Annotated in this window: 33 protein-coding genes; 31 read left to right on the forward strand and 2 right to left on the reverse strand. The window is 61.6% G+C overall.

Annotated features, from left to right (window positions below; genetic code table 11):
- From NKH52_RS31625 to rplQ, 28 genes are all read left to right on the forward strand, one after another.
- A partial coding sequence (locus NKH52_RS31625; protein WP_023785181.1) for an EF-Tu C-terminal domain-related protein occupies nucleotides 1-92 on the forward strand: 92 nt, incomplete at its 5' end.
- Nucleotides 93-161: 69 nt separating this feature from the next.
- Complete coding sequence (gene rpsJ, locus NKH52_RS31630) at nucleotides 162-470, forward strand: 30S ribosomal protein S10 (protein ID WP_010909272.1); 309 nt, start codon at nucleotides 162-164, stop codon at nucleotides 468-470.
- Nucleotides 471-531: 61 nt separating this feature from the next.
- Nucleotides 532-1,260 carry a 50S ribosomal protein L3 gene (gene rplC / locus NKH52_RS31635; RefSeq protein ID WP_013531422.1) on the forward strand — a complete coding sequence of 243 codons (729 nt, stop codon included), beginning with the start codon at nucleotides 532-534 and terminating at the stop codon, nucleotides 1,258-1,260.
- The gene (gene rplD, locus NKH52_RS31640) at nucleotides 1,260-1,880 is read left to right on the forward strand and encodes a 50S ribosomal protein L4 (RefSeq protein ID WP_013531423.1); all 621 of its coding nucleotides are present in this window, start codon (nucleotides 1,260-1,262) and stop codon (nucleotides 1,878-1,880) included. The genes rplC and rplD overlap by 1 nt, the downstream gene beginning before the upstream one ends.
- Entirely contained in the window at nucleotides 1,877-2,170 is a 294-nt protein-coding gene (locus NKH52_RS31645; protein ID WP_013531424.1) for a 50S ribosomal protein L23, read from the forward strand. Before rplD ends, NKH52_RS31645 begins: the two co-directional genes overlap by 4 nt.
- 22 nt (nucleotides 2,171-2,192) lie before the next feature.
- Nucleotides 2,193-3,026 (forward strand): 50S ribosomal protein L2, encoded by an 834-nt coding sequence (gene rplB / locus NKH52_RS31650; protein ID WP_027026960.1) that lies wholly within the window; start codon nucleotides 2,193-2,195, stop codon nucleotides 3,024-3,026.
- Between the two features lie 16 nt (nucleotides 3,027-3,042).
- The gene (gene rpsS, locus NKH52_RS31655; protein ID WP_006205463.1) at nucleotides 3,043-3,321 is read left to right on the forward strand and encodes a 30S ribosomal protein S19; all 279 of its coding nucleotides are present in this window, start codon (nucleotides 3,043-3,045) and stop codon (nucleotides 3,319-3,321) included.
- A 2-nt stretch (nucleotides 3,322-3,323) separates the two neighbouring features.
- Complete coding sequence (gene rplV, locus NKH52_RS31660) at nucleotides 3,324-3,713, forward strand: 50S ribosomal protein L22 (RefSeq protein WP_006205462.1); 390 nt, start codon at nucleotides 3,324-3,326, stop codon at nucleotides 3,711-3,713.
- Complete coding sequence (gene rpsC / locus NKH52_RS31665) at nucleotides 3,713-4,438, forward strand: 30S ribosomal protein S3 (RefSeq protein ID WP_013531426.1); 726 nt, start codon at nucleotides 3,713-3,715, stop codon at nucleotides 4,436-4,438. The genes rplV and rpsC overlap by 1 nt, the downstream gene beginning before the upstream one ends.
- A 27-nt stretch (nucleotides 4,439-4,465) precedes the next feature.
- A complete protein-coding gene (rplP, locus tag NKH52_RS31670) occupies nucleotides 4,466-4,879 on the forward strand; it encodes a 50S ribosomal protein L16 (protein ID WP_013531427.1) in 414 nt (137 codons plus the stop codon).
- Nucleotides 4,880-4,892: 13 nt separating this feature from the next.
- Nucleotides 4,893-5,093 carry a 50S ribosomal protein L29 gene (gene rpmC / locus NKH52_RS31675; protein ID WP_006205459.1) on the forward strand — a complete coding sequence of 67 codons (201 nt, stop codon included), beginning with the start codon at nucleotides 4,893-4,895 and terminating at the stop codon, nucleotides 5,091-5,093.
- 11 nt (nucleotides 5,094-5,104) lie between these two features.
- Complete coding sequence (rpsQ, locus tag NKH52_RS31680; protein ID WP_010909280.1) at nucleotides 5,105-5,344, forward strand: 30S ribosomal protein S17; 240 nt, start codon at nucleotides 5,105-5,107, stop codon at nucleotides 5,342-5,344.
- Nucleotides 5,345-5,427: 83 nt separating this feature from the next.
- Nucleotides 5,428-5,796: a 50S ribosomal protein L14 gene (gene rplN / locus NKH52_RS31685; RefSeq protein WP_006205457.1), complete on the forward strand. Its 369-nt coding sequence runs from the start codon at nucleotides 5,428-5,430 to the stop codon at nucleotides 5,794-5,796.
- A 12-nt stretch (nucleotides 5,797-5,808) separates the two neighbouring features.
- On the forward strand, nucleotides 5,809-6,123 hold the full coding sequence (rplX, locus tag NKH52_RS31690; RefSeq protein WP_013531428.1) for a 50S ribosomal protein L24: 315 nt from the start codon (nucleotides 5,809-5,811) through the stop codon (nucleotides 6,121-6,123).
- Nucleotides 6,116-6,715 carry a 50S ribosomal protein L5 gene (gene rplE / locus NKH52_RS31695; protein WP_013531429.1) on the forward strand — a complete coding sequence of 200 codons (600 nt, stop codon included), beginning with the start codon at nucleotides 6,116-6,118 and terminating at the stop codon, nucleotides 6,713-6,715. The genes rplX and rplE overlap by 8 nt, the downstream gene beginning before the upstream one ends.
- A 28-nt stretch (nucleotides 6,716-6,743) precedes the next feature.
- The gene (gene rpsN, locus NKH52_RS31700; protein ID WP_013895695.1) at nucleotides 6,744-7,049 is read left to right on the forward strand and encodes a 30S ribosomal protein S14; all 306 of its coding nucleotides are present in this window, start codon (nucleotides 6,744-6,746) and stop codon (nucleotides 7,047-7,049) included.
- A gap of 12 nt (nucleotides 7,050-7,061) precedes the next feature.
- Nucleotides 7,062-7,460, forward strand: a complete 399-nt coding sequence (rpsH, locus tag NKH52_RS31705; RefSeq protein ID WP_013531431.1) for a 30S ribosomal protein S8 — start codon at nucleotides 7,062-7,064, stop codon at nucleotides 7,458-7,460.
- Between the two features lie 89 nt (nucleotides 7,461-7,549).
- A complete protein-coding gene (rplF, locus tag NKH52_RS31710; RefSeq protein ID WP_013531432.1) occupies nucleotides 7,550-8,083 on the forward strand; it encodes a 50S ribosomal protein L6 in 534 nt (177 codons plus the stop codon).
- Nucleotides 8,084-8,222: 139 nt separating this feature from the next.
- Nucleotides 8,223-8,582, forward strand: a complete 360-nt coding sequence (gene rplR, locus NKH52_RS31715; RefSeq protein WP_023812084.1) for a 50S ribosomal protein L18 — start codon at nucleotides 8,223-8,225, stop codon at nucleotides 8,580-8,582.
- A gap of 148 nt (nucleotides 8,583-8,730) precedes the next feature.
- Nucleotides 8,731-9,294 (forward strand): 30S ribosomal protein S5, encoded by a 564-nt coding sequence (rpsE, locus tag NKH52_RS31720; RefSeq protein WP_006333394.1) that lies wholly within the window; start codon nucleotides 8,731-8,733, stop codon nucleotides 9,292-9,294.
- Nucleotides 9,295-9,318: 24 nt separating this feature from the next.
- Nucleotides 9,319-9,516: a 50S ribosomal protein L30 gene (rpmD, locus tag NKH52_RS31725; RefSeq protein WP_006205449.1), complete on the forward strand. Its 198-nt coding sequence runs from the start codon at nucleotides 9,319-9,321 to the stop codon at nucleotides 9,514-9,516.
- A 22-nt stretch (nucleotides 9,517-9,538) separates the two neighbouring features.
- On the forward strand, nucleotides 9,539-10,015 hold the full coding sequence (rplO, locus tag NKH52_RS31730) for a 50S ribosomal protein L15 (RefSeq protein WP_013531434.1): 477 nt from the start codon (nucleotides 9,539-9,541) through the stop codon (nucleotides 10,013-10,015).
- 192 nt (nucleotides 10,016-10,207) lie between these two features.
- Entirely contained in the window at nucleotides 10,208-11,548 is a 1,341-nt protein-coding gene (secY, locus tag NKH52_RS31735; RefSeq protein WP_352728830.1) for a preprotein translocase subunit SecY, read from the forward strand.
- Nucleotides 11,545-12,141 carry an adenylate kinase gene (locus NKH52_RS31740; RefSeq protein WP_352728828.1) on the forward strand — a complete coding sequence of 199 codons (597 nt, stop codon included), beginning with the start codon at nucleotides 11,545-11,547 and terminating at the stop codon, nucleotides 12,139-12,141. Before secY ends, NKH52_RS31740 begins: the two co-directional genes overlap by 4 nt.
- Nucleotides 12,142-12,351: 210 nt before the next feature.
- On the forward strand, nucleotides 12,352-12,720 hold the full coding sequence (gene rpsM, locus NKH52_RS31745) for a 30S ribosomal protein S13 (RefSeq protein ID WP_013531437.1): 369 nt from the start codon (nucleotides 12,352-12,354) through the stop codon (nucleotides 12,718-12,720).
- 161 nt (nucleotides 12,721-12,881) lie between these two features.
- Nucleotides 12,882-13,271: a 30S ribosomal protein S11 gene (gene rpsK, locus NKH52_RS31750; protein ID WP_006205444.1), complete on the forward strand. Its 390-nt coding sequence runs from the start codon at nucleotides 12,882-12,884 to the stop codon at nucleotides 13,269-13,271.
- 102 nt (nucleotides 13,272-13,373) lie between these two features.
- On the forward strand, nucleotides 13,374-14,384 hold the full coding sequence (locus tag NKH52_RS31755) for a DNA-directed RNA polymerase subunit alpha (RefSeq protein WP_013531438.1): 1,011 nt from the start codon (nucleotides 13,374-13,376) through the stop codon (nucleotides 14,382-14,384).
- 104 nt (nucleotides 14,385-14,488) lie between these two features.
- Nucleotides 14,489-14,920: a 50S ribosomal protein L17 gene (gene rplQ, locus NKH52_RS31760; RefSeq protein ID WP_027038732.1), complete on the forward strand. Its 432-nt coding sequence runs from the start codon at nucleotides 14,489-14,491 to the stop codon at nucleotides 14,918-14,920.
- A gap of 68 nt (nucleotides 14,921-14,988) precedes the next feature.
- Here the strand turns inward: rplQ and NKH52_RS31765 are convergent, their stop codons facing one another.
- A complete protein-coding gene (locus NKH52_RS31765; RefSeq protein ID WP_352728825.1) occupies nucleotides 14,989-15,129 on the reverse strand; it encodes a hypothetical protein in 141 nt (46 codons plus the stop codon).
- Between the two features lie 112 nt (nucleotides 15,130-15,241).
- On the opposite strand from NKH52_RS31765, the gene NKH52_RS31770 reads away from it, so the two are divergent.
- Nucleotides 15,242-16,187, forward strand: a protein-coding gene (locus NKH52_RS31770) for an IS630 family transposase (RefSeq protein WP_352665152.1) whose coding sequence is annotated in 2 segments (ribosomal slippage) — nucleotides 15,242-15,580 and nucleotides 15,582-16,187 — 945 coding nt in all. Because the reading frame shifts where the segments join, the coding sequence is not laid out codon by codon here.
- On the opposite strand, the gene NKH52_RS31775 is transcribed toward NKH52_RS31770, so the two are convergent.
- A complete protein-coding gene (locus NKH52_RS31775) occupies nucleotides 16,184-16,660 on the reverse strand; it encodes a hypothetical protein (RefSeq protein WP_352728823.1) in 477 nt (158 codons plus the stop codon). The two genes, NKH52_RS31770 and NKH52_RS31775, sit on opposite strands and share 4 nt — an antisense overlap.
- A gap of 139 nt (nucleotides 16,661-16,799) precedes the next feature.
- Here NKH52_RS31775 and NKH52_RS31780 point away from each other — a divergent pair, with 139 nt between their 5' ends.
- Both NKH52_RS31780 and NKH52_RS31785 read left to right on the forward strand, forming a co-directional pair.
- Nucleotides 16,800-18,287, forward strand: coding sequence for a Do family serine endopeptidase (locus tag NKH52_RS31780; RefSeq protein ID WP_352728822.1), 1,488 nt, complete (start codon nucleotides 16,800-16,802; stop codon nucleotides 18,285-18,287).
- Between the two features lie 48 nt (nucleotides 18,288-18,335).
- Entirely contained in the window at nucleotides 18,336-19,643 is a 1,308-nt protein-coding gene (locus NKH52_RS31785) for a replication-associated recombination protein A (protein ID WP_352728821.1), read from the forward strand.
- Nucleotides 19,644-19,714: the final 71 nt, after the last annotated feature.

The following is a 19,714-nucleotide window of genomic DNA, read 5'->3' on the forward strand; positions in this document are numbered from 1 at the left end:
TGCCGATCGCCATGGAAGAGAAGCTGCGCTTCGCCATCCGTGAAGGCGGCCGCACCGTCGGTGCCGGCATCGTCGTCACCATCAAAGAGTAATTTGGACTTAAACCGATCTGTCGCGGGCGCGGGAGTTGCCCGCGCCGCGCCAGAACAAGGAAGTGACGCATGAACGGACAGAATATCCGCATCCGCCTTAAGGCGTTTGACCACCGCGTGCTCGACGCCTCGACGAAGGAAATCGTGTCGACGGCCAAGCGTACCGGTGCAAACGTCCGCGGCCCCATTCCGCTGCCGACGCGGATCGAAAAGTTCACGGTCAACCGGTCGCCTCACGTCGACAAGAAGAGCCGCGAGCAGTTCGAGATGCGCACGCACAAGCGTCTGCTCGACATCGTCGATCCGACCCCGCAGACGGTCGATGCTTTGATGAAGCTCGATCTGGCCGCCGGCGTCGACGTCGAGATCAAGCTCTAAGGGAATGAGAGCGCGGTAAGGGGCGGTGCCCCTGGCCCGGAACTCTAAAGGAATTGAACCGATGCGTTCAGGTGTGATTGCAAAGAAGGTGGGAATGACCCGCATCTACAACGATGCCGGGGAACATGTTCCCGTCACCGTTCTCCTGATGGAGAACTGCCAGGTCGTGGCCCAGCGCACGCAAGAGAAGAATGGCTACACCGCCGTTCAGCTCGGCGTTGGCCTTGCCAAGGTGAAGAACACGTCGAAGGCGATGCGCGGCCATTTCGCGACCGCTTCCGTCGAGCCGAAGGCGAAGGTCGCCGAGTTCCGCGTCTCCGCCGACAACATGATCGATGTCGGCGCGGAGATCACCGTCGAGCACTTCGTCGCCGGCCAGAAGGTCGATGTGACGGGCACGACGATCGGCAAGGGTTTTCAGGGCGTCATCAAGCGCCACCACATGGGCGGTGGCCGTGCGACGCACGGTAACTCGGTTTCGCACCGTACGCACGGTTCGACCGGCCAGCGCCAGGACCCGGGCAAGGTGTTCAAGGGCAAGCATATGGCTGGCCACATGGGCGACACCCGCGTCACCACGCAGAATGTCGAGATCGTATCGACCGACGCCGACCGCGGCCTGATCCTGATCCGCGGTGCGGTTCCCGGATCGAAGGGCGCCTGGATCCTGGTCCGCGATGCGGCCAAGGTGGCACTGCCGGCCAATGCGCCGAAGCCTGCCGCGATCCGCGCCGTTGCTGCCGAAAGTGGCGCCAAGAACGAGGCTCCGGCCACAGAGGGAGCGGAATAATGGATCTCAAGATCACAACGCTGGGCGGCAAGGACGCCGGCAAGGTGGAACTCTCCGACGAGATTTTCGGCCTTGATCCGCGCGAAGACATCCTGCAGCGCGTCGTGCGCTGGCAGCTTGCCAAGAAGCAGCAGGGCACGCACAAGACCAAGGGTCGCGCCGAGATCGCGCGCACCGGCGCCAAGATGTACAAGCAGAAGGGTACGGGCCGCGCCCGTCACCATTCGGCACGCGCTCCGCAGTTCCGCGGCGGCGGCAAGGCCCACGGCCCGGTCGTTCGCAGCCACGAGCACGAACTGCCGAAGAAGGTTCGTGCTCTCGGCCTCAAGCATGCTCTCTCGGCCAAGGCCAAGAGCGCGTCGATCATCATCATCGACGAGCTGAAGCTGACCGAGGCCAAGACGAAGGCGCTGATCGCGAATTTCGCGACGCTGGGCCTGACCAACGCTTTGCTGATCGGCGGCGCCGAGCTTGACAAGAACTTCAAGCTGGCGGCGACGAACATCCCCAACATCGACGTGCTGCCCATCCAGGGCATCAACGTCTACGACATTCTGCGCCGCGGCACGCTGGTCCTTTCGAAGGCCGCCGTCGAGGCTCTCGAGGAGCGTTTTAAATGACCGACCTTCGTCATTACGACGTGATCGTCTCGCCGGCGATCACCGAAAAGTCGACCATGGCCTCCGAGCAGAACAAGGTCGTCTTCAACGTCGCCAAGAAGGCGTCGAAGCCGGAAATCAAGGCCGCCGTCGAAGCGCTGTTCGGCGTCAAGGTGATGGCCGTGAACACGCTTGTCCGCAAGGGCAAGATCAAGCGCTTCCGTGGCACGGTTGGCCGCCAGAGCGACGTCAAGAAGGCGGTTGTGACGCTGGCCGATGGTCAGTCGATCGACGTCGCGACGGGTCTCTGAGCAAGGCCGCGAGGACAGAACAATGGCACTGAAAAAATTCAACCCGGTAACGCCCAGCACACGTCAGCTGGTCATCGTCGACCGCTCGGGCCTCTACAAGGGCAAGCCCGTCAAGGGTCTGACCGAAGGCCTGACCAAGTCGGGCGGCCGCAACAATCATGGTCGCATCACCGCCCGCTTCATCGGCGGTGGTCACAAGCGTTCGTACCGCATCATCGACTTCAAGCGCCGCAAGTTCGACGTCGTCGGCACGGTCGAGCGCATTGAGTACGATCCGAACCGCACCGCCTTCATCGCGCTGATCAAGTATGACGATGGCGAGCTGTCCTACATCATCGCTCCGCAGCGTCTGGCTCCCGGCGACAAGATCGTGTCCGGTGAAGCGGTCGACGTGAAGCCGGGCAATGCGATGCCGCTGGCTTCGATGCCGGTCGGCACCATCGTCCACAACATCGAGCTGAAGCCGGGTAAGGGCGCTCAGGTCGCCCGTTCGGCAGGTGGTTATGGCCAGCTGGTCGGTCGTGACCAGGGCATGGCGATCCTGCGCCTCAACTCGGGCGAGCAGCGTGTCGTTCACGGCTCCTGCATGGCCACTGTCGGCGCCGTGTCCAATCCGGACCACGGCAATATCAATGACGGCAAGGCCGGTCGCACGGTTTGGCGTGGCAAGCGCCCGCACAATCGCGGCGTGACCATGAACCCGGTCGACCATCCGCACGGCGGCGGCGAAGGCCGCACCTCGGGTGGCCGCCATCCGGTTTCGCCCTGGGGCAAGCCGACCAAGGGCAAGAAGACGCGGTCCAACAAGGCGACCGACAAGTTCATCCTGCGCTCGCGCCATCAGCGCAAGAGCTAAGAAGAGGTAACGCCAAGTGACTCGTTCGATTTGGAAAGGCCCCTTCATTGACGGCTACCTTCTCAAGAAGGTGGACAAGGTTCGTGAAGGTGGTCGCAATGAGGTGATCAAGATGTGGAGCCGTCGCTCCACCATCCTGCCGCAGTTCGTCGGCTTCACCTTCGGTGTCTACAACGGCCAGAAGCATGTTCCCGTTTCGGTGAACGAGGACATGGTCGGTCACAAGTTCGGTGAATTCGCTCCGACCCGGACCTATTACGGTCACGGCGCGGATAAGAAGGCGAAGAGGAAATAATCATGGGCAAGGCCAAAGCTCCGCGCAGGCTTGCTGATAACGAAGCGCGCGCCGTATTGCGCACGATCCGTATCAGCCCGCAGAAGCTCAACCTCGTTGCCGCGCTGATCCGCGGCAAGAAGGTCGCGACAGCGCTTTCCGATCTCGAATTCTCGGCCAAGCGGATTTCCGGCACGGTCAAGAAGACGCTGGAATCGGCAATCGCCAACGCGGAAAACAACCACGACCTGGATGTCGATGCACTGATCGTGGCGGAAGCCTATGTCGGCAAGTCGATCGTCATGAAGCGGTTCCATGCCCGTGGTCGCGGTCGCGCCAGCCGTATCGAGAAGCCGTTCTCGCACCTCACGATCGTCGTTCGTGAAGTCGAAGAAAAAGGGGAGGCCGCATAATGGGCCAGAAAGTCAATCCGATCGGTCTTCGCCTCGGCATCAACCGCACCTGGGATTCGCGCTGGTTCGCGAACACCGGCGAGTACGGCAAGCTGCTGCATGAGGACATCAAGATCCGCAAGTATCTCGAGAAGGAGCTCAAGCAGGCTGCCATCTCGAAGGTCGTGATCGAGCGTCCGCACAAGAAGTGCCGCGTCACCATCCACGCCGCGCGCCCGGGTCTGATCATCGGCAAGAAGGGCGCCGACATCGAGAAGCTTCGCAAGAAGCTGATGGAGATGACGAAGTCCGAGACGCACCTCAACATCGTTGAAGTGCGCAAGCCGGAGATCGACGCGACCCTGGTCGCCCAGTCGATCGCCCAGCAGCTCGAGCGTCGTATCGCGTTCCGCCGCGCCATGAAGCGTGCCGTTCAATCGGCGATGCGCCTCGGTGCCGAAGGCATCCGCATCAACTGCGCCGGCCGCCTCGGCGGCGCCGAGATCGCGCGCATGGAATGGTATCGCGAAGGCCGCGTGCCGCTGCATACGCTGCGTGCGGACGTCGACTACGGTACGGCCGAAGCGCACACGGCTTATGGCATCTGCGGCGTCAAGGTCTGGGTGTTCAAGGGCGAAATCCTTGAGCATGACCCGATGGCTTCGGAGCGTCGGGCCAGCGAAAGCGATGCAGCGCATGGCGGTGGTGGTGATCGCGAACGCGGTCGTCGTCGCGAAAACGCCTGAGACATTTAGGAATTTGGAGTTAGAACGATGCTGCAGCCAAAGCGCACAAAGTTCCGCAAGCAGTTCAAGGGCCGTATCCATGGTACCGCAAAGGGCGGCACCAACCTGGATTTCGGTGGTTTCGGGCTGAAGGCGCTTGAGCCGAACCGCGTCACCGCACGTGAGATCGAGGCGGCCCGCCGCGCGATCACGCGTGAAATGAAGCGCGCTGGTCGCGTCTGGATCCGTATTTTCCCGGACGTGCCGGTCACTTCGAAGCCGACCGAAGTCCGCATGGGTAAGGGCAAGGGTGCGGTCGACTACTGGGCGGCGCGCGTCAAGCCGGGCCGTATCATGTTCGAGATCGACGGCGTCAATGAAGAAACCGCCCGTGAGGCACTGCGTCTCGGCGCGGCCAAGCTCTCGGTCAAGACGCGCTTCGTGCAGCGCATCGCAGAATAAGGACGGGCTGATCATGAAAGCCGAAGACATCCGGACCAAGACCCAGGACCAGCTGACCGACGACCTGGCGAGCCTGAAGAAGGAGCAGTTCAACCTGCGCTTCCAGAAGGCCACCGGCCAGCTCGAGAAGACCGCGCGCGTGAGACAGGTCCGTAAGGATATTGCGCGTATCAAGACCATCGCTGCGGAAAAGTCCGCGGCTAAGAAGGCTTAAGGACGAAAACCATGCCAAAGCGCATTCTGCAGGGCACCGTCGTCAGCGACAAGAACGAGAAGACGGTTGTCGTCAAGGTCGAACGGCGCTTCACGCATCCCGTGATGAAGAAGACCGTGCGCATGACCAAGAAGTACAAGGCGCACGACGAGAACAACGCCCACAAGGTAGGCGATCAGGTGTTCATCCAGGAATCGAAGCCGATTTCCAAGGACAAGCGCTGGATCGTCGTGTCTTCGGACCAAGCCTGACCTCGGGCGTAAACAACGAATTTTGGACAGACCGGGGAGGGGCTTTGAGCCCATCCCGTTAGAAGAGAAGAAGGCGGCCAGTCATGATTCAGATGCAAACAAACCTCGACGTCGCGGATAATTCCGGCGCCCGTCGTGTCATGTGCATCAAGGTGCTGGGCGGCTCGAAGCGGAAATACGCTTCCGTGGGCGACATCATCGTGGTGTCGATCAAGGAAGCCATTCCGCGCGGCCGCGTGAAGAAGGGCGATGTGATGAAGGCGGTCGTGGTTCGCACGGCCAAGGACATCCGCCGCCCGGACGGCAGCGTGATCCGTTTCGACAAGAACGCGGCCGTTCTCGTCGACAACAAGAAAGAGCCGATCGGCACGCGTATCTTCGGACCGGTTCCGCGCGAACTCCGCGCCAAGAACCACATGAAGATCATCTCGCTCGCGCCTGAAGTGCTGTAAGGAGCCGGACCAATGCAAAAGATTAGAAAAGGCGACAAGGTCGTCGTGCTGGCCGGCAAGGACAAGGGCCGTTCGGGCGAAGTCCTCTCGGTGCAGCCGAAGGAAGACACCGCGCTGGTGCGCGGCGTCAACATGATCCGTCGTCACCAGAAGCAGTCCCAGTCCCAAGAGGGCGGGATCATCACCAAGGAAGCGCCGATCCAGTTGTCGAACATCGCGCTGGCCGACCCCAAGGATGGCAAGCCGACCCGCGTCGGCTTCATCTTCCAGAAGGACGGCAAGAAGGTGCGCGTCGCCAAGCGCTCGGGAGAAGTCATCAATGGCTAAGGCTCAAACCACGAAGCCCAAGGCTGAAAGCAAACAGTCCAAGGCTCAGAACACGCCGCGCCTCAAGCAGGTCTACAACGAGACCATCCGCAAGGCGCTGCAGGAACAGTTCGGCTACGACAACGAGATGCAGGTTCCGCGCATCGACAAGATCGTGCTGAACATGGGCGTTGGCGAAGCGACCGCCGATTCGAAGAAGCCTTCGATCGCGGCCGAAGACCTGGCGATGATCGCCGGCCAGAAGGCCGTCGTCACCCGCGCCCGCAATTCGATCGCCGGCTTCAAGGTCCGCGAGAAGATGCCGATCGGTGCCAAGGTCACGTTGCGCAAGGAACGCATGTACGAGTTCCTCGACCGCCTCGTGAACATCGCACTGCCGCGCGTCCGCGACTTTCGCGGACTGAATCCGAAGAGCTTCGATGGCCGTGGCAACTACGCCATGGGCATCAAGGAACACATCGTGTTCCCGGAGATCAACTACGACAAGGTTGATCAGATCTGGGGCATGGACGTCATCGTTTGTACGACTGCGAAGACGGACGACGAAGCCAGGGCGTTGCTCAAGGCCTTCAACTTCCCCTTCCGCCAGTAACGGCAGCGAGAAAAGGAAAAAATCTGAAATGGCAAAGACCAGCTCAGTCGAGAAGAACAACAGGCGCCGCAAGCTTGCCGACCAGTACGGTCCCAAGCGGGCTGCGCTCAAGGCGATCATCATGGATCAGTCCAAGCCGATGGAAGAGCGCTTCCGCGCTCAGCTGAAGCTTGCCGCCATGCCGCGCAACTCGGCCAAGATCCGCATCCGCAACCGCTGCGAAGTCACCGGCCGTCCGCGCGCCTACTATCGCAAGCTCAAAGTATCGCGCATCGCGCTTCGTGATCTCGGCAATAACGGCCAGATCCCGGGCCTGGTCAAGTCGAGCTGGTAAGGAGGACATAACATGTCATTGAGCGATCCTCTCGGCGATATGCTGACCCGCATCCGCAACGCGTATGGCCGCAAGAAGTCGAGCGTTTCGACGCCGGCTTCGCGTCTGCGCACCCGCGTCCTCGACGTGCTGAAGGCTGAAGGCTATATCCGCGATTACAGCCAGACCGACTTCGACAACGGCAAGTCCGAAATCGAGATCGAGCTGAAGTATTTCGACGGCGCGCCGGTCGTGCGCGAAATCGCCCGCGTCTCGAAGCCAGGCCGCCGCGTCTATGTTTCGGCCAAGTCGATCCCGCAGGTCGCCAACGGCCTCGGCATCGCCATCCTTTCGACACCGAAGGGCGTGATGGCCGACCATGAAGCACGTGAACAGAACGTCGGCGGTGAGATCCTCTGCCAGATCTTCTGATCTGGCAGTTGACCGCAAAGTGGAATCCGGTCTTCGGATCGTTCCCGAAGACAGAGACCTGAAACAAGAGAAGTGACGAGGACAACAAAATGTCTCGTATTGGAAAGAAACCCGTTTCGCTGCCGCAGGGCGTGACCGCGACCGTCAACGGCCAGACCGTGACGGCGAAGGGCCCCAAGGGTGAGCTGAAGTTCGTGGTAAACGACGAAGTGCTGGTCAAGATGGAAGGCAGCGAGATCGCTGTCCAGCCGCGCGACCAGACCAAGACCGCCCGCTCCAAGTGGGGCATGTCGCGCACGCAGATCGTCAACATCCTGCAGGGCGTCAAGGACGGTTTCGAGAAGAAGCTCGAGATCACCGGCGTTGGCTATCGCGCGGCACTTCAGGGCAAGAACCTGCAGCTGGCGCTTGGCTTCAGCCATGACGTCGTCTATGAGACGCCGCAGGGCATCACCATCACGGTGCCGAAGCCGACTGAAATCACCGTGGCCGGCATCGACAAGCAGCAGGTCGGCCAGGTTGCGGCCGAGATCCGCGAGTATCGTGGTCCGGAGCCCTACAAGGGCAAGGGCGTCCGCTATGCTGGCGAGAAGATCGTCCGCAAGGAAGGCAAGAAGAAGTAGTGGGCCTGGCCTCGAGAGGTTGAAGACTTTTCGGAAAAGGCCAAGCCAGGAAGTGTAACGCCGCGGGGAGCGGTCGCGGGAGGCGCTTTCGCCTACCGCATATGGCGGCCCCCGTTTTTTGAAGGCAAGGAAGACCATCATGGGTACCAAGGAATCCACGCAGCGCCGCGCGCAGCGCGTCCGTCGTCAGATCAAGAAGGTCGCCGGCGAGCGCCCGCGTCTGTCGGTCCACCGCACGTCGAAGAACATCTACGTGCAGGTCATCGACGACGCCAAGGGCCACACCATCGCTGCCGCTTCGACGCTCGAGAAGGACCTCAAGGGTTCGCTCAAGACCGGCGCCGACACCGCCGCCGCGACCGCGATCGGCAAGCTGATCGCCGAGCGCGCCACCAAGGCCGGCGTCAAGGAAGTCGTCTTCGACCGCGGCGCCTACATCTATCACGGCCGCGTCAAGGCGCTCGCCGAGGCTGCCCGCGAAGGTGGCTTGAGCTTCTAAGCATAGTCCCGAAAAGTTGCAGACTTTTCGGATAGGGATTATGCGAAGGAATTGATTTCGCCCCCGGTGACCGTTTCCCGATTTATTCGGGGCGAGGCACCGGATCTTATCAGCAACCGTGCTTCCGGAAAAAAACAAGGAACAGGATATGGCACAGGAACGTAGGGATGGCGGCCGCGGCCGCGATCGTGAAGAACGCGATGACGGCATGGTGGACAAGCTCGTCCACATCAACCGCGTCGCCAAGGTCGTCAAGGGCGGCCGTCGCTTCGGTTTTGCAGCACTCGTCGTCGTCGGCGACCAGAAGGGCCGCGTCGGCTTTGGTCACGGCAAGGCGCGCGAAGTGCCGGAAGCTATCCGCAAGGCAACTGAATCGGCCAAGCGCGACATGATCTTCGTGCCGCTGCGCTCGGGCCGTACGCTGCACCATGACGTCGAAGGACGCTGGGGCGCCGGACGCGTGCTGCTGCGCGCTGCCAAGCAAGGTACCGGCATCATCGCCGGCGGCCCGATGCGCGCTGTCTTCGAGACGCTCGGCATGCATGACGTGGTCGCCAAGTCGATGGGTTCGTCGAACCCCTACAACATGGTTCGCGCCACCTTCGACGCGCTGAAGAGCCAGATGCATCCCAAGGATGTGGCTGCTGCTCGCGGCATCAAGTATTCGACCCTTCAGGCCCGCCGCGGCACCGCCGTTGCGGCTGAAGAATAGTCGATCTGACCAGGGATTTTGACCATGGCCAAGAAAGCAACCAAGACCATCACCGTTGAGCAGATCGGTTCGCCGATCCGCCGTCCGAAGGAACAGCGCGCGACGCTGGTCGGCCTCGGCCTCAACAAGATGCACAAGCAGCGCACGCTGGAAGATACGCCCTCCGTGCGCGGCATGATCGCTGCCGTCCAGCATCTCGTCCGCGTCGTGGACGAGGGCTGAGCCAGAGCGCAGGAGAACTCAGATGAAACTCAACGATCTGCGTGACAAGGACGGCGCGACGCACTCCAAGAAGCGTCTCGGCCGTGGTATCGGCTCCGGCTCCGGCAAGACCGGCGGTCGCGGCGTCAAGGGCCAGAAGGCGCGCTCCGGCGTCGCCATCAACGGCTTCGAGGGTGGCCAGATGCCGCTTTACCGGCGCCTGCCGAAGCGTGGCTTCAACAACATCTTCGCCAAGAGCTTCACCGTCGTGTCGCTGGCCCGCATCCAGGTGGCCATCGATGCCAAGAAGCTCGATGCCAAGGCGACCGTGACGGCTGAATCGCTGGTTGCCGCCGGCGTCATCCGCCGCGTCAAGGACGGCGTTCGCATCCTCTCGGATGGCGAGATCAAGGCGAAGCTCGCCTTTGACGTCGCCGGCGCCTCCAAGGCCGCGATCGAGAAGATCGAAAAGGCCGGCGGTTCGGTCAAGCTGCCGCAGGAAAAGGCAGCTGCCGAGTAACGGCAATTTGAAGCGCGATCGGCAAGAGTGGGATCCGTTTTTGCTCACGATTGCGCTTTGATCTGCTCAATGAGGCGGCCGCGTCAACGCGGCCGCTTGCATGTTTAGAGCCCGGAGCTTATCTCGTGAGCTTCGGTGAAACGCGCCGCCTGACCTCAGGGCCATCAAGCGTTACCAAGCGGAGAATCAGGCATGGCTTCGGCTGCTGAACAATTAGCCTCGAATCTGAATTTCTCGGCCTTCGCCAAGGCGGAGGATTTGAAGAAGCGCATCTGGTTCACGATCGGCGCGCTGCTCGTTTATCGCCTCGGCACCTACATCCCGCTTCCCGGTATCAATCCCGACGCCTTCGCCCAGGCCTTCTCTTCGCAGAGCAAGGGGGTGCTCGGCATGTTCAACATGTTCGCCGGCGGCGCCGTGCAGCGCATGGCGATCTTTGCGCTCGGCATCATGCCTTACATCTCCGCGTCCATCATCATGCAGCTGATGACCTCGGTCATCCCGTCACTGGAAGCGCTGAAGAAGGAAGGCGAACAGGGCCGCAAGGTCATCAACCAATACACGCGCTACGGCACCGTGCTGCTTGCGCTGGTTCAGGCCTATGGCATTTCTGTCGGTCTGGAAGGCGGCAACGGCATCGTCAGCGATCCCGGCATGTTCTTCCGCATCTCGACCGTCGTCACGCTGGTCGGCGGCACCATGTTCCTGATGTGGCTGGGCGAGCAGATAACCGCGCGCGGCATCGGCAACGGCATTTCGCTGATCATCTTCTCCGGCATCGTCGCCGGCCTGCCGCACGCCATCTCCGGCACGCTGGAGCTTGGCCGTACCGGCGCGCTGTCGACCGGCCTGATCCTGGCGATCATCGTGCTGGCCATCGTCGTCATCGCGCTCATCGTGTTCTTCGAACGCGCCCAGCGCCGCCTGCTGATCCAGTATCCGAAGCGCCAGGTTGGCAATCGCATGTTCCAGGGCGATACCTCGCATCTGCCGCTGAAGCTCAACACGTCCGGTGTCATTCCGCCGATCTTCGCCTCGTCGCTGCTGTTGCTGCCGGCCACCGTCGCAGGCTTCTCGCAGACGACCAACATGCCGGCCTGGGCAAGCACCATCCTGGCCGCGCTCGGCCATGGCCAGCCGCTCTACATGGCATTCTACGCGGCGATGATCGTGTTCTTCGCCTTCTTCTACACAGCGATTGTCTTCAACCCGAAGGACACCGCCGACCAGCTCAAGAAGCATTCAGGCTTCATCCCGGGTTATCGTCCGGGCGAGCGCACCGCCGATTACATCGATTACGTTCTCACCCGCATCACCGTCGTCGGCGCCATCTATCTGGTGCTGGTGTGCCTGCTGCCGGAGTTCCTGATCTCGGCGACTGGCGTACCATTCTACCTTGGTGGCACATCGCTTCTGATCGTGGTCAGTGTCACGCTCGATACGGTTGCGCAGATTCAGGGCCACCTGATCGCGCACCAGTATGAAGGCCTGATCAAGAAGTCGAAGCTGCGCGGGGGGAAGAAAGCCAGATGAGGTTGATATTGCTTGGGCCGCCAGGAGCGGGCAAGGGGACGCAAGCACAAAGACTGGTAGAAAAACACGGCATACCCCAGCTCTCGACGGGCGACATGCTGCGTGCTGCCGTCCAGGCAGGCACCGAAGTCGGCAAGCGCGCCAAGGCGGTGATGGATGCCGGTGAACTGGTGTCTGACGCGATCGTCAACGCGATCGTCGCCGAGCGTATCGATCAGCCCGACTGCGCCAAGGGATTCATCCTCGACGGCTATCCGCGGACCCTGGTGCAGGCGGATGCGGTCGAGCAGATGCTGTTGGATCGCTCCCAGGCCCTCGACGCCGTCATTGAGCTCGTGGTCGACGACAAGGCCCTGGTCGGCCGGATCGTCAAGCGCGCCGACGAGGCGCAGGCAGCCGGCCTTCCCGTTCGCAAGGACGACAACCCGACCGTGTTCGAAGAGCGCTTGAGGGAATACTACAAGAAGACGTCGCCGCTGATTGGCTACTATTATGCCAAGGGCAAGCTCCGCAGTGTCGACGGCATGGCCGATATCGACGCCGTGACGGAACAGATCGAAGCGGTGCTCAAGGACGCAGCGCGGGGAAATTAACGATTGCACTTGACGGAGGCGGTTCGCTGCGGTATGGCGGCCCGTCTTCCTATCAGGCATGAGCTTTGCTTGTCCGCAAGGGCAAGGCAGCCGTATTGAACTGGAAACTCCCGCATGGGCCGGCCTCCACCGGACGCGGGGCAACTTAAGACAGCGCCGAGCCTGCCTTGTTTTTGAGGATTGGCCGGCCCACATGGAGAAGGGAAGAACATGGCTCGTATAGCCGGCGTCAACATTCCGACCAACAAGCGCGTTGTCATTGCGCTTCAGTACATTCACGGCATTGGCAAGCGGTTCGCCCAGGAGATCGTCGACAAGGTCGGCATCCCGGCCGAGCGCCGCGTCAACCAGCTGACCGACGCGGAAGTGCTGCAGATCCGCGAAACCATCGACCGCGATTACCAGGTCGAAGGCGACCTGCGCCGCGAAGTCTCGATGAACATCAAGCGGCTCATGGACCTCGGCTGCTACCGCGGCCTGCGTCACCGCCGCTCGCTGCCGGTCCGCGGCCAGCGCACGCATACCAATGCGCGCACCCGCAAGGGCCCGGCCAAGTCGATCGCCGGCAAGAAGAAGTAATTTGTTAGGGGAATAAGGGAGTAGGGGAGTAAGGCAATAGGGAATGCCCATCAATCGGGCCGCACTTTTCCCTACTCCCTTACTGCCCTATTCCCCTACTCCCTTACGAAGGTGGAGCCGCTGGCATTACGGCGGTGTAGAGATCAACTGAAAGGACTATCATGGCCAAGGAAGCCGCTCGTGTTCGCCGTCGCGAACGCAAGAACATCTCGTCGGGCGTTGCCCACGTCAATTCGACCTTCAACAACACGATGATCACCATCACCGACGCGCAGGGCAATTCGATTGCCTGGTCGTCGGCCGGTGCCCAGGGCTTCAAGGGTTCGCGCAAGTCGACCCCGTTCGCTGCCCAGATGGCTGCCGAGGATGTTGCCAAGAAGGCCCAGGAACACGGCATGCGCATGCTCGAAGTCGAGGTCTGCGGACCCGGCTCCGGTCGTGAATCGGCACTGCGCGCCCTGCAGGCGGCCGGCTTCACCATCACCTCGATCCGTGATGTGACGCCGATCCCGCACAATGGCTGCCGCCCGCGCAAGAAGCGTCGCGTCTAAGCATTTACCGAACGCCGCGCGAGCGCCCTTGGGCGCTCCTCCGCGGCATTCCAGGTCGCCCGCCACGATTGGATGGTGGCGGGTCAACGGAAGGAAAGCATCATGATCCAGAAAAATTGGCAGGAACTGATCAAGCCGAACAAGATCGAGTTCTCGTCGAAGAAGAAGACGCTGACCACGCTGGTCGCCGAGCCTCTCGAGCGTGGCTTTGGCCTGACGCTGGGCAACGCGCTGCGCCGCGTGCTTCTGTCTTCGCTGCGCGGTGCGGCTGTTACCGCCGTGCAGATCGACGGCGTCCTGCATGAATTCTCGTCCATCGCCGGTGTGCGCGAGGACGTGACCGATATCGTCCTCAACATCAAGGAAATCGCCATCCGCATGGAAGGCGATGGTCCCAAGCGCATGGTCGTTCGCAAGCAGGGACCAGGTGCGGTTCTTGCCGGCGACATCCAGACGGTTGGCGACGTCGAGATCCTCAACCCCGACCACGTCATCTGCACGCTGGACGAAGGCGCTGAAATCCGCATGGAATTCACCGTCGACACCGGCAAGGGTTACGTGCCGGCCGACCGCAACCGCGCCGAAGACGCGCCGATCGGCCTGATCCCGGTCGACAGCCTTTATTCGCCGGTCAAGAAGGTCTCCTACAAGGTCGAAAACACCCGCGAGGGCCAGGTTCTCGACTATGACAAGCTGACCATGACGATCGAGACCGACGGTTCGATCACCGGCGAGGACGCAGTGGCTTTCGCCGCCCGCATCCTGCAGGACCAGCTCGGCCTGTTCGTCAACTTCGACGAGCCGCAGAAGGAAGTCGCTGCCGAGGCCGTCACGGAGCTCGCCTTCAACCCGGCGCTGCTCAAGAAGGTCGACGAGCTCGAGCTTTCGGTGCGTTCGGCCAACTGCCTGAAGAACGACAACATCGTCTATATCGGCGACCTGATCCAGAAGACCGAAGCCGAGATGCTGCGCACCCCGAACTTCGGCCGCAAGTCGTTGAACGAGATCAAGGAAGTCCTGGCGGCGATGGGCCTGCACCTCGGCATGGAAGTGCCGGACTGGCCGCCGGAAAACATCGAAGACCTCGCTAAGCGTTACGAAGACCAATATTGAGCATGAATTCCAAGGATCGGCGGCGTTGGCCGCTCGATCCGACGGTCATGCGGAAAACCATCAGAGGCCGCGGCCTCTTGAACAACTGAAGAAGGAAAAGAGCCATGCGCCACGGTTTCAAAGGCCGCCGCTTCGCCCGAAGCATTAGCCATCGCAAGTCGATGTTCGCCAACCTCGCCGTGTCGCTGCTTGAGCACGAGCAGATCGTCACGACCTTGCCGAAGGCGAAGGATTTGCGTCCGATCGTCGAGAAGCTGGTGACGCTCGGCAAGCGTGGCGACCTGCACGCCCGCCGCCAGGTCATTGCCCAGATCGGCAATGAAGGCGTCGTCAAGCGTCTGTTCGATACCATCGCGCCGCGCTACGCCAACCGCAATGGCGGCTATCTGCGCATCATGAAGGCGGGCTTCCGTCACGGTGACAACGCCGCCATGGCTGTCATCGAGTTCGTCGATCGTGACGTCTCGGCCAAGGGCGCCGGCGACCGCGCTCGCATCGAAGCCGAAGGTGCCGACGCGGATGCCGCAGCCGCATAAGGCTCGGTTTTTTTCCAAAAGAGTTCAAAGGGGCCTGCGGGCCCCTTTTTGTTGCCGGTGTCTTTCGTTTATCGAGCGAGCGTCAGGTAGTCGCGACCGCTCAGCAGGTTCCAATCGAAAGCGCCAGGGATCTCTTCGAACGCCGGCTGAGGATAGGAATAGATGCTGTCGAGAGTGGTGCGGCGATCGATATCGCTGACCAATTGCAACACTGTGGATCCGGCCAGATATCTTTTAGAGCGGTTCGCGTTTTAGCTGAATCAGGATTCCCAAGATTGAGCAAATCAGATTCGATGTTTTGACCGTTGGAGGTCGGGACTGATGGCGAAGCCTTATTCGATGGATCTACGGGAGCGGGCGCTGGCGCGCCTTGAAGAGGGCGAGACGAGCTACGAGGTAGCTGCGGCGCTGAAGGTGGCAGTGTCGAGCGTGATCAAGTGGGCGGCGCGCAAGCGTCGGTTAGGCAGTGCGGCGCCCGGCAAGATGGGCGGTCATCGGCCCTATCTGATCGACGGGAAGCACCGTGCCTTCGTGCTGGGCGAGGTCGAGCGAGATGCCAACATAACGCTTCATCAATTGACGGCGGCACTGGCTGAACGTGGTCTCACCATTCATCCTGCGAGCGTCGGTCGCTTTTTGCATCGCGAAGGCAAGAGCTTCAAAAAAAACCGTTCTGCCGGCCGAGCAGCTCAAGCCAAAGCTGATGCGCCGGCGTGCGCAATGGATGCGCTACCAGACCCGTATTGATCCTACGCGCCTGGTCTTTCTGGATGAAACATGGGTCAAGACCAACATGGCACCGTTGCGTGGCTGGGGTGTGCGCGGCAAGCGACTGATGGCCCACGCGCCATATGGCCATTGGAAGACGATGACCTTCATCGCGGCGCTGCGGCATGATCGGGTGGAGGCGCCTTGGGTCATTGACGGCCCCATCAATGCGCAGGCCTTTCGCGTCTATGTCGAAACCGAACTCATCAAAACACTGAAGCCGGGCGACATCGTCATTCTCGACAATCTCGGTTCTCACAAGGGCCAAGCCGTCCGCGATATCGTCAGGGCTGCTGGCGCAAGGCTCTTCTTCCTGCCGCCCTACAGCCCAGACCTCAATCCAATCGAGAAGCTGTTCGCCAAGCTCAAGCACTGCATGCGACGTGCCGCCAAACGAAGCATCGAGGCCGTACACAACGCCATCGCCAGCACCCTCGACGACGTCACCCCAAACGAATGCAACAACTACATCGAAAGCGCAGGCTACAAGTCAACCTAAATGCGAACCGCTCTAGCGTCCCCGTCCTCGATGAAGTCCGTATCGACTCGGAAATGAATCTGGATGGGACCCGCGCAGATGTTCAGCAAGATATCGTCGCTCACGGCGGCGTAGAACACTGCTGCCTCCTCTGGAGCCCAAAGGCCGGCAGCCAGGAATTCCGAAGGCTTCGTGTCTCCACGAAACCCATCCAATGAGAGCACAAGGCGATCGGTGAGAATCTCAAAATCCCCTTCGAGATAGCCTGCTTCCTCGATCTGAAACCAGTTCATCCGATGAGGTGCATCTTCATCAAAGGAAACTTCGAGCTTTCCGAAAGTCCAGTAGACCGGAATTGTTTCGGCATGTTCTGTGATCCAGCCATCAGGCGGACCTAGCACACTGGCGAGGTCGATCATCTTCAGAGAAGGAGAAACAGGCCCCAAAGAGCCGGTCTTCAAAAAGTCACGGAATGACAGGAGGTGTTTTGTCATGTGGTCCACCAGGATTTTCAGTTCCAGGTCGACCTATAGGTGTTTTGCTGCCCAAAATAGTCGGATTTCAGCGGCTTAGCCTTTCATTTTGCACAATCGTCGGGACAATGCCCCCGAACTTGCCTTGGAGGATTCGCGAATGCGCGCCAGAAGACTGCCCTTTGTTCTGCTTTTCGCCGTCATGGCGTTTGCGGCCGCACCGGTGGTCAGGCAAGCATTGGCCGAGGATACCAAGACGGATCCCGGCCTGTCCGATGTGCTGACCGACCTGCTGCATGGCGTGGAAGGCGAAAACGCCACGGCTGGTCCCGACAAGCGCGTGCCGTTCGGTCGCGAGGAGGTGCAGCTGTCGTTTGCGCCGCTGGTCAAGCAGACGGCGCCCGCCGTGGTCAACGTCTATGCCTCGCAGACCGCCAAGGTAACATCGCCTTTCGACGGCGATCCCTTCTTCGAGGAATTTTTCGGCCGCTCGCAGCCGCGCGCACAGTCGTCGCTCGGCTCCGGCGTGCTGGTCGATCCGACCGGCGTCGTGGTCACCAATTACCACGTCATCAAGGATGCCGACCGGGTCAAGGTGGCGACGGCGGACGGACGCGAGTTCGACAGCAAGGTGCTGCTCAAGGACGATACACTCGACCTCGCCGTGCTCAAGATCACCTCGGACAAGCCGTTTCCGATCATTGCCATCGGCGATTCCGACGCGCTCGAGGTCGGTGATCTGCTGCTGGCCATCGGCAACCCCTTCGGCGTCGGCCAGACCACCACCAGCGGCATCGTCTCGGCACTGGCCCGCAGCCATATCGGCGTCTCCGATTCCAGCTTCTTCATCCAGACCGACGCCGCCATCAATCCTGGCAATTCCGGCGGCGCGCTGATCAACATGGGCGGCCAGCTGGTCGGCATCAACACCGCCATCTACAGTCGCGGTGGTGGTTCGATCGGCATTGGCTTCGCCATTCCCTCGAACATGGTTCGCGCCTTTGCCGACGCCGCCAAGGCCGGGCTCGACTTCTTCGAGCGGCCCTATGTCGGCGCCGAGTTCGAAGCGGTGACGCCGCAGATCGCCGAATCACTCGGCATGGAGAAGCCGACCGGTGCGCTGGTCTCGTCGGTCGAAGCGACCGGTCCGGCCGCCAAGGCAGGGCTCAAGCCCGGCGACGTGGTGCTGCAGCTCAACGGCAAGCCGGTCGAGAGCATCGAAGCGCTGGACTACCGGATGGCGACGCTGTCGATCGGCACCACCGCCAATTTCGCGGTTTTGACCAAGGGCCAGCAAGCGGCGATGGATATAGCGCTGGAGCGTGCTCCGGAAGGCATGAAGGCTGCCGAGGTGACGCTGCATGGCCGCAGCCCGTTTTCGGGCGCCAAGGTCGCGGAGCTGTCGCCCCGGCTCGCGCAGCGGCTTGGCCTGCGCACGGACATCAAGGGCGTCACCGTGGTCGACATCAACCGCGATTCTCCGGCCGCCGATTTCGGCTTCCAGCCGGGCGACATCGTGCGTGAGGTGAACGGCACCACCATCGATACCGCGGCGACCCTGGAACTGGCGGCCAAGACGGATACGCGCTGGTGGCGCTTTACCGTCGAGCGCGGCGGGCAGATAATGCGTCAGGTGTTGCGTTATTAGGGCTGGGCTCCGTGCATTCGGGCTCATGCTCCAACGAAAAAGAAGTGCATGGCCGATCTGTTCAGCGTCGATGAACCGGAAAAGACCCCGCCCGGGCGGCCGCTGGCCGACAGGCTGCGGCCGAGAAACCTTGGCGAGGTCGTCGGCCAGGAGCATCTGACCGGCCCTGACGGCGCGCTGACCCGATTGATCGGTTCCGGCTCGCTCGGCTCGATGATCTTCTGGGGGCCGCCCGGCACCGGCAAGACCACCGTAGCGCGCCTGCTTGCCGGCGAAACCAGCCTGGCCTTCGAGCAGATATCGGCTGTCTTTTCCGGCGTTGCCGACCTGAAAAAGGTGTTCGAAGCGGCCAAATTGCGCCGCACCAATGGCCGCCAGACCTTGCTGTTCGTCGACGAGATCCATCGCTTCAACCGTGCCCAGCAAGACAGCTTTCTCCCGGTCATGGAGGACGGGACAGTCGTGCTGGTTGGCGCCACGACCGAAAACCCGTCCTTCGAACTGAATGCCGCTTTGTTGTCACGCGCCCGCGTTCTGGTCTTCCACTCGCTTGGCGAGGAGAGCATCGCCAAGCTGATGGTGCGGGCGGAGGAGACCGAGGGCAGGGCGCTGCCGCTCGACGACGAGGCGCGGGCCATGCTCATCCGCATGAGCGATGGCGACGGCCGGGCCTCGCTGACGCTCGCGGAAGAAGTCTGGCGGGCAGCCAAACCCGGCGAGGTCTTCGATCCCGAGGGACTGCAGCGCATCGTCCAGCGCCGCGCGCCGATCTACGACAAGGGCCAGGACGGCCATTACAATCTGATCTCGGCGCTGCACAAATCGGTACGCGGTTCAGACCCTGACGCGGCTCTCTACTATCTCGCACGCATGTTCGATGCGGGCGAGGATCCACTCTATCTAGGCCGCCGGCTGGTGCGCATGGCCATGGAAGACATCGGCCTTGCCGACCCGCAGGCGCTTGTCGTCGCCAATGCCGCCAAGGATGCCTACGACTATCTTGGCTCGCCCGAAGGTGAACTCGCCTTTGCCGAGGCCACCGTCTATCTCGCCACCGCGCCCAAATCCAACGCCGTCTACAATGCTTTCAAGGCCGCCACGCGGGCCGCCAAGGAACACGGCTCGCTGCTGCCGCCCAAGCACATCCTCAACGCGCCGACAAAGCTGATGAAAGAGGAGGATTACGGCGCCGGCTATCGTTACGACCATGACGAGCCGGACGCCTTTTCCGGGCAGGATTATTTTCCGGAGAAGATGGGCCGCCAGACCTTCTATGATCCGCCCGAGCGCGGCTTCGAGCGCGATATCAGGAAGCGGCTCGACTATTGGGCGAAGCTGCGCAAGGAGCGGGAATAGCCGGCTTGCGTGAGGCCATTGACCAGATCCACCAGGCAGCCAGCCGGCCACGATAGCAGGGCCGTTGTGTG

The organism is Mesorhizobium sp. M1066, assembly GCF_040318635.1.
GTDB lineage: Bacteria > Pseudomonadota > Alphaproteobacteria > Rhizobiales > Rhizobiaceae > Mesorhizobium.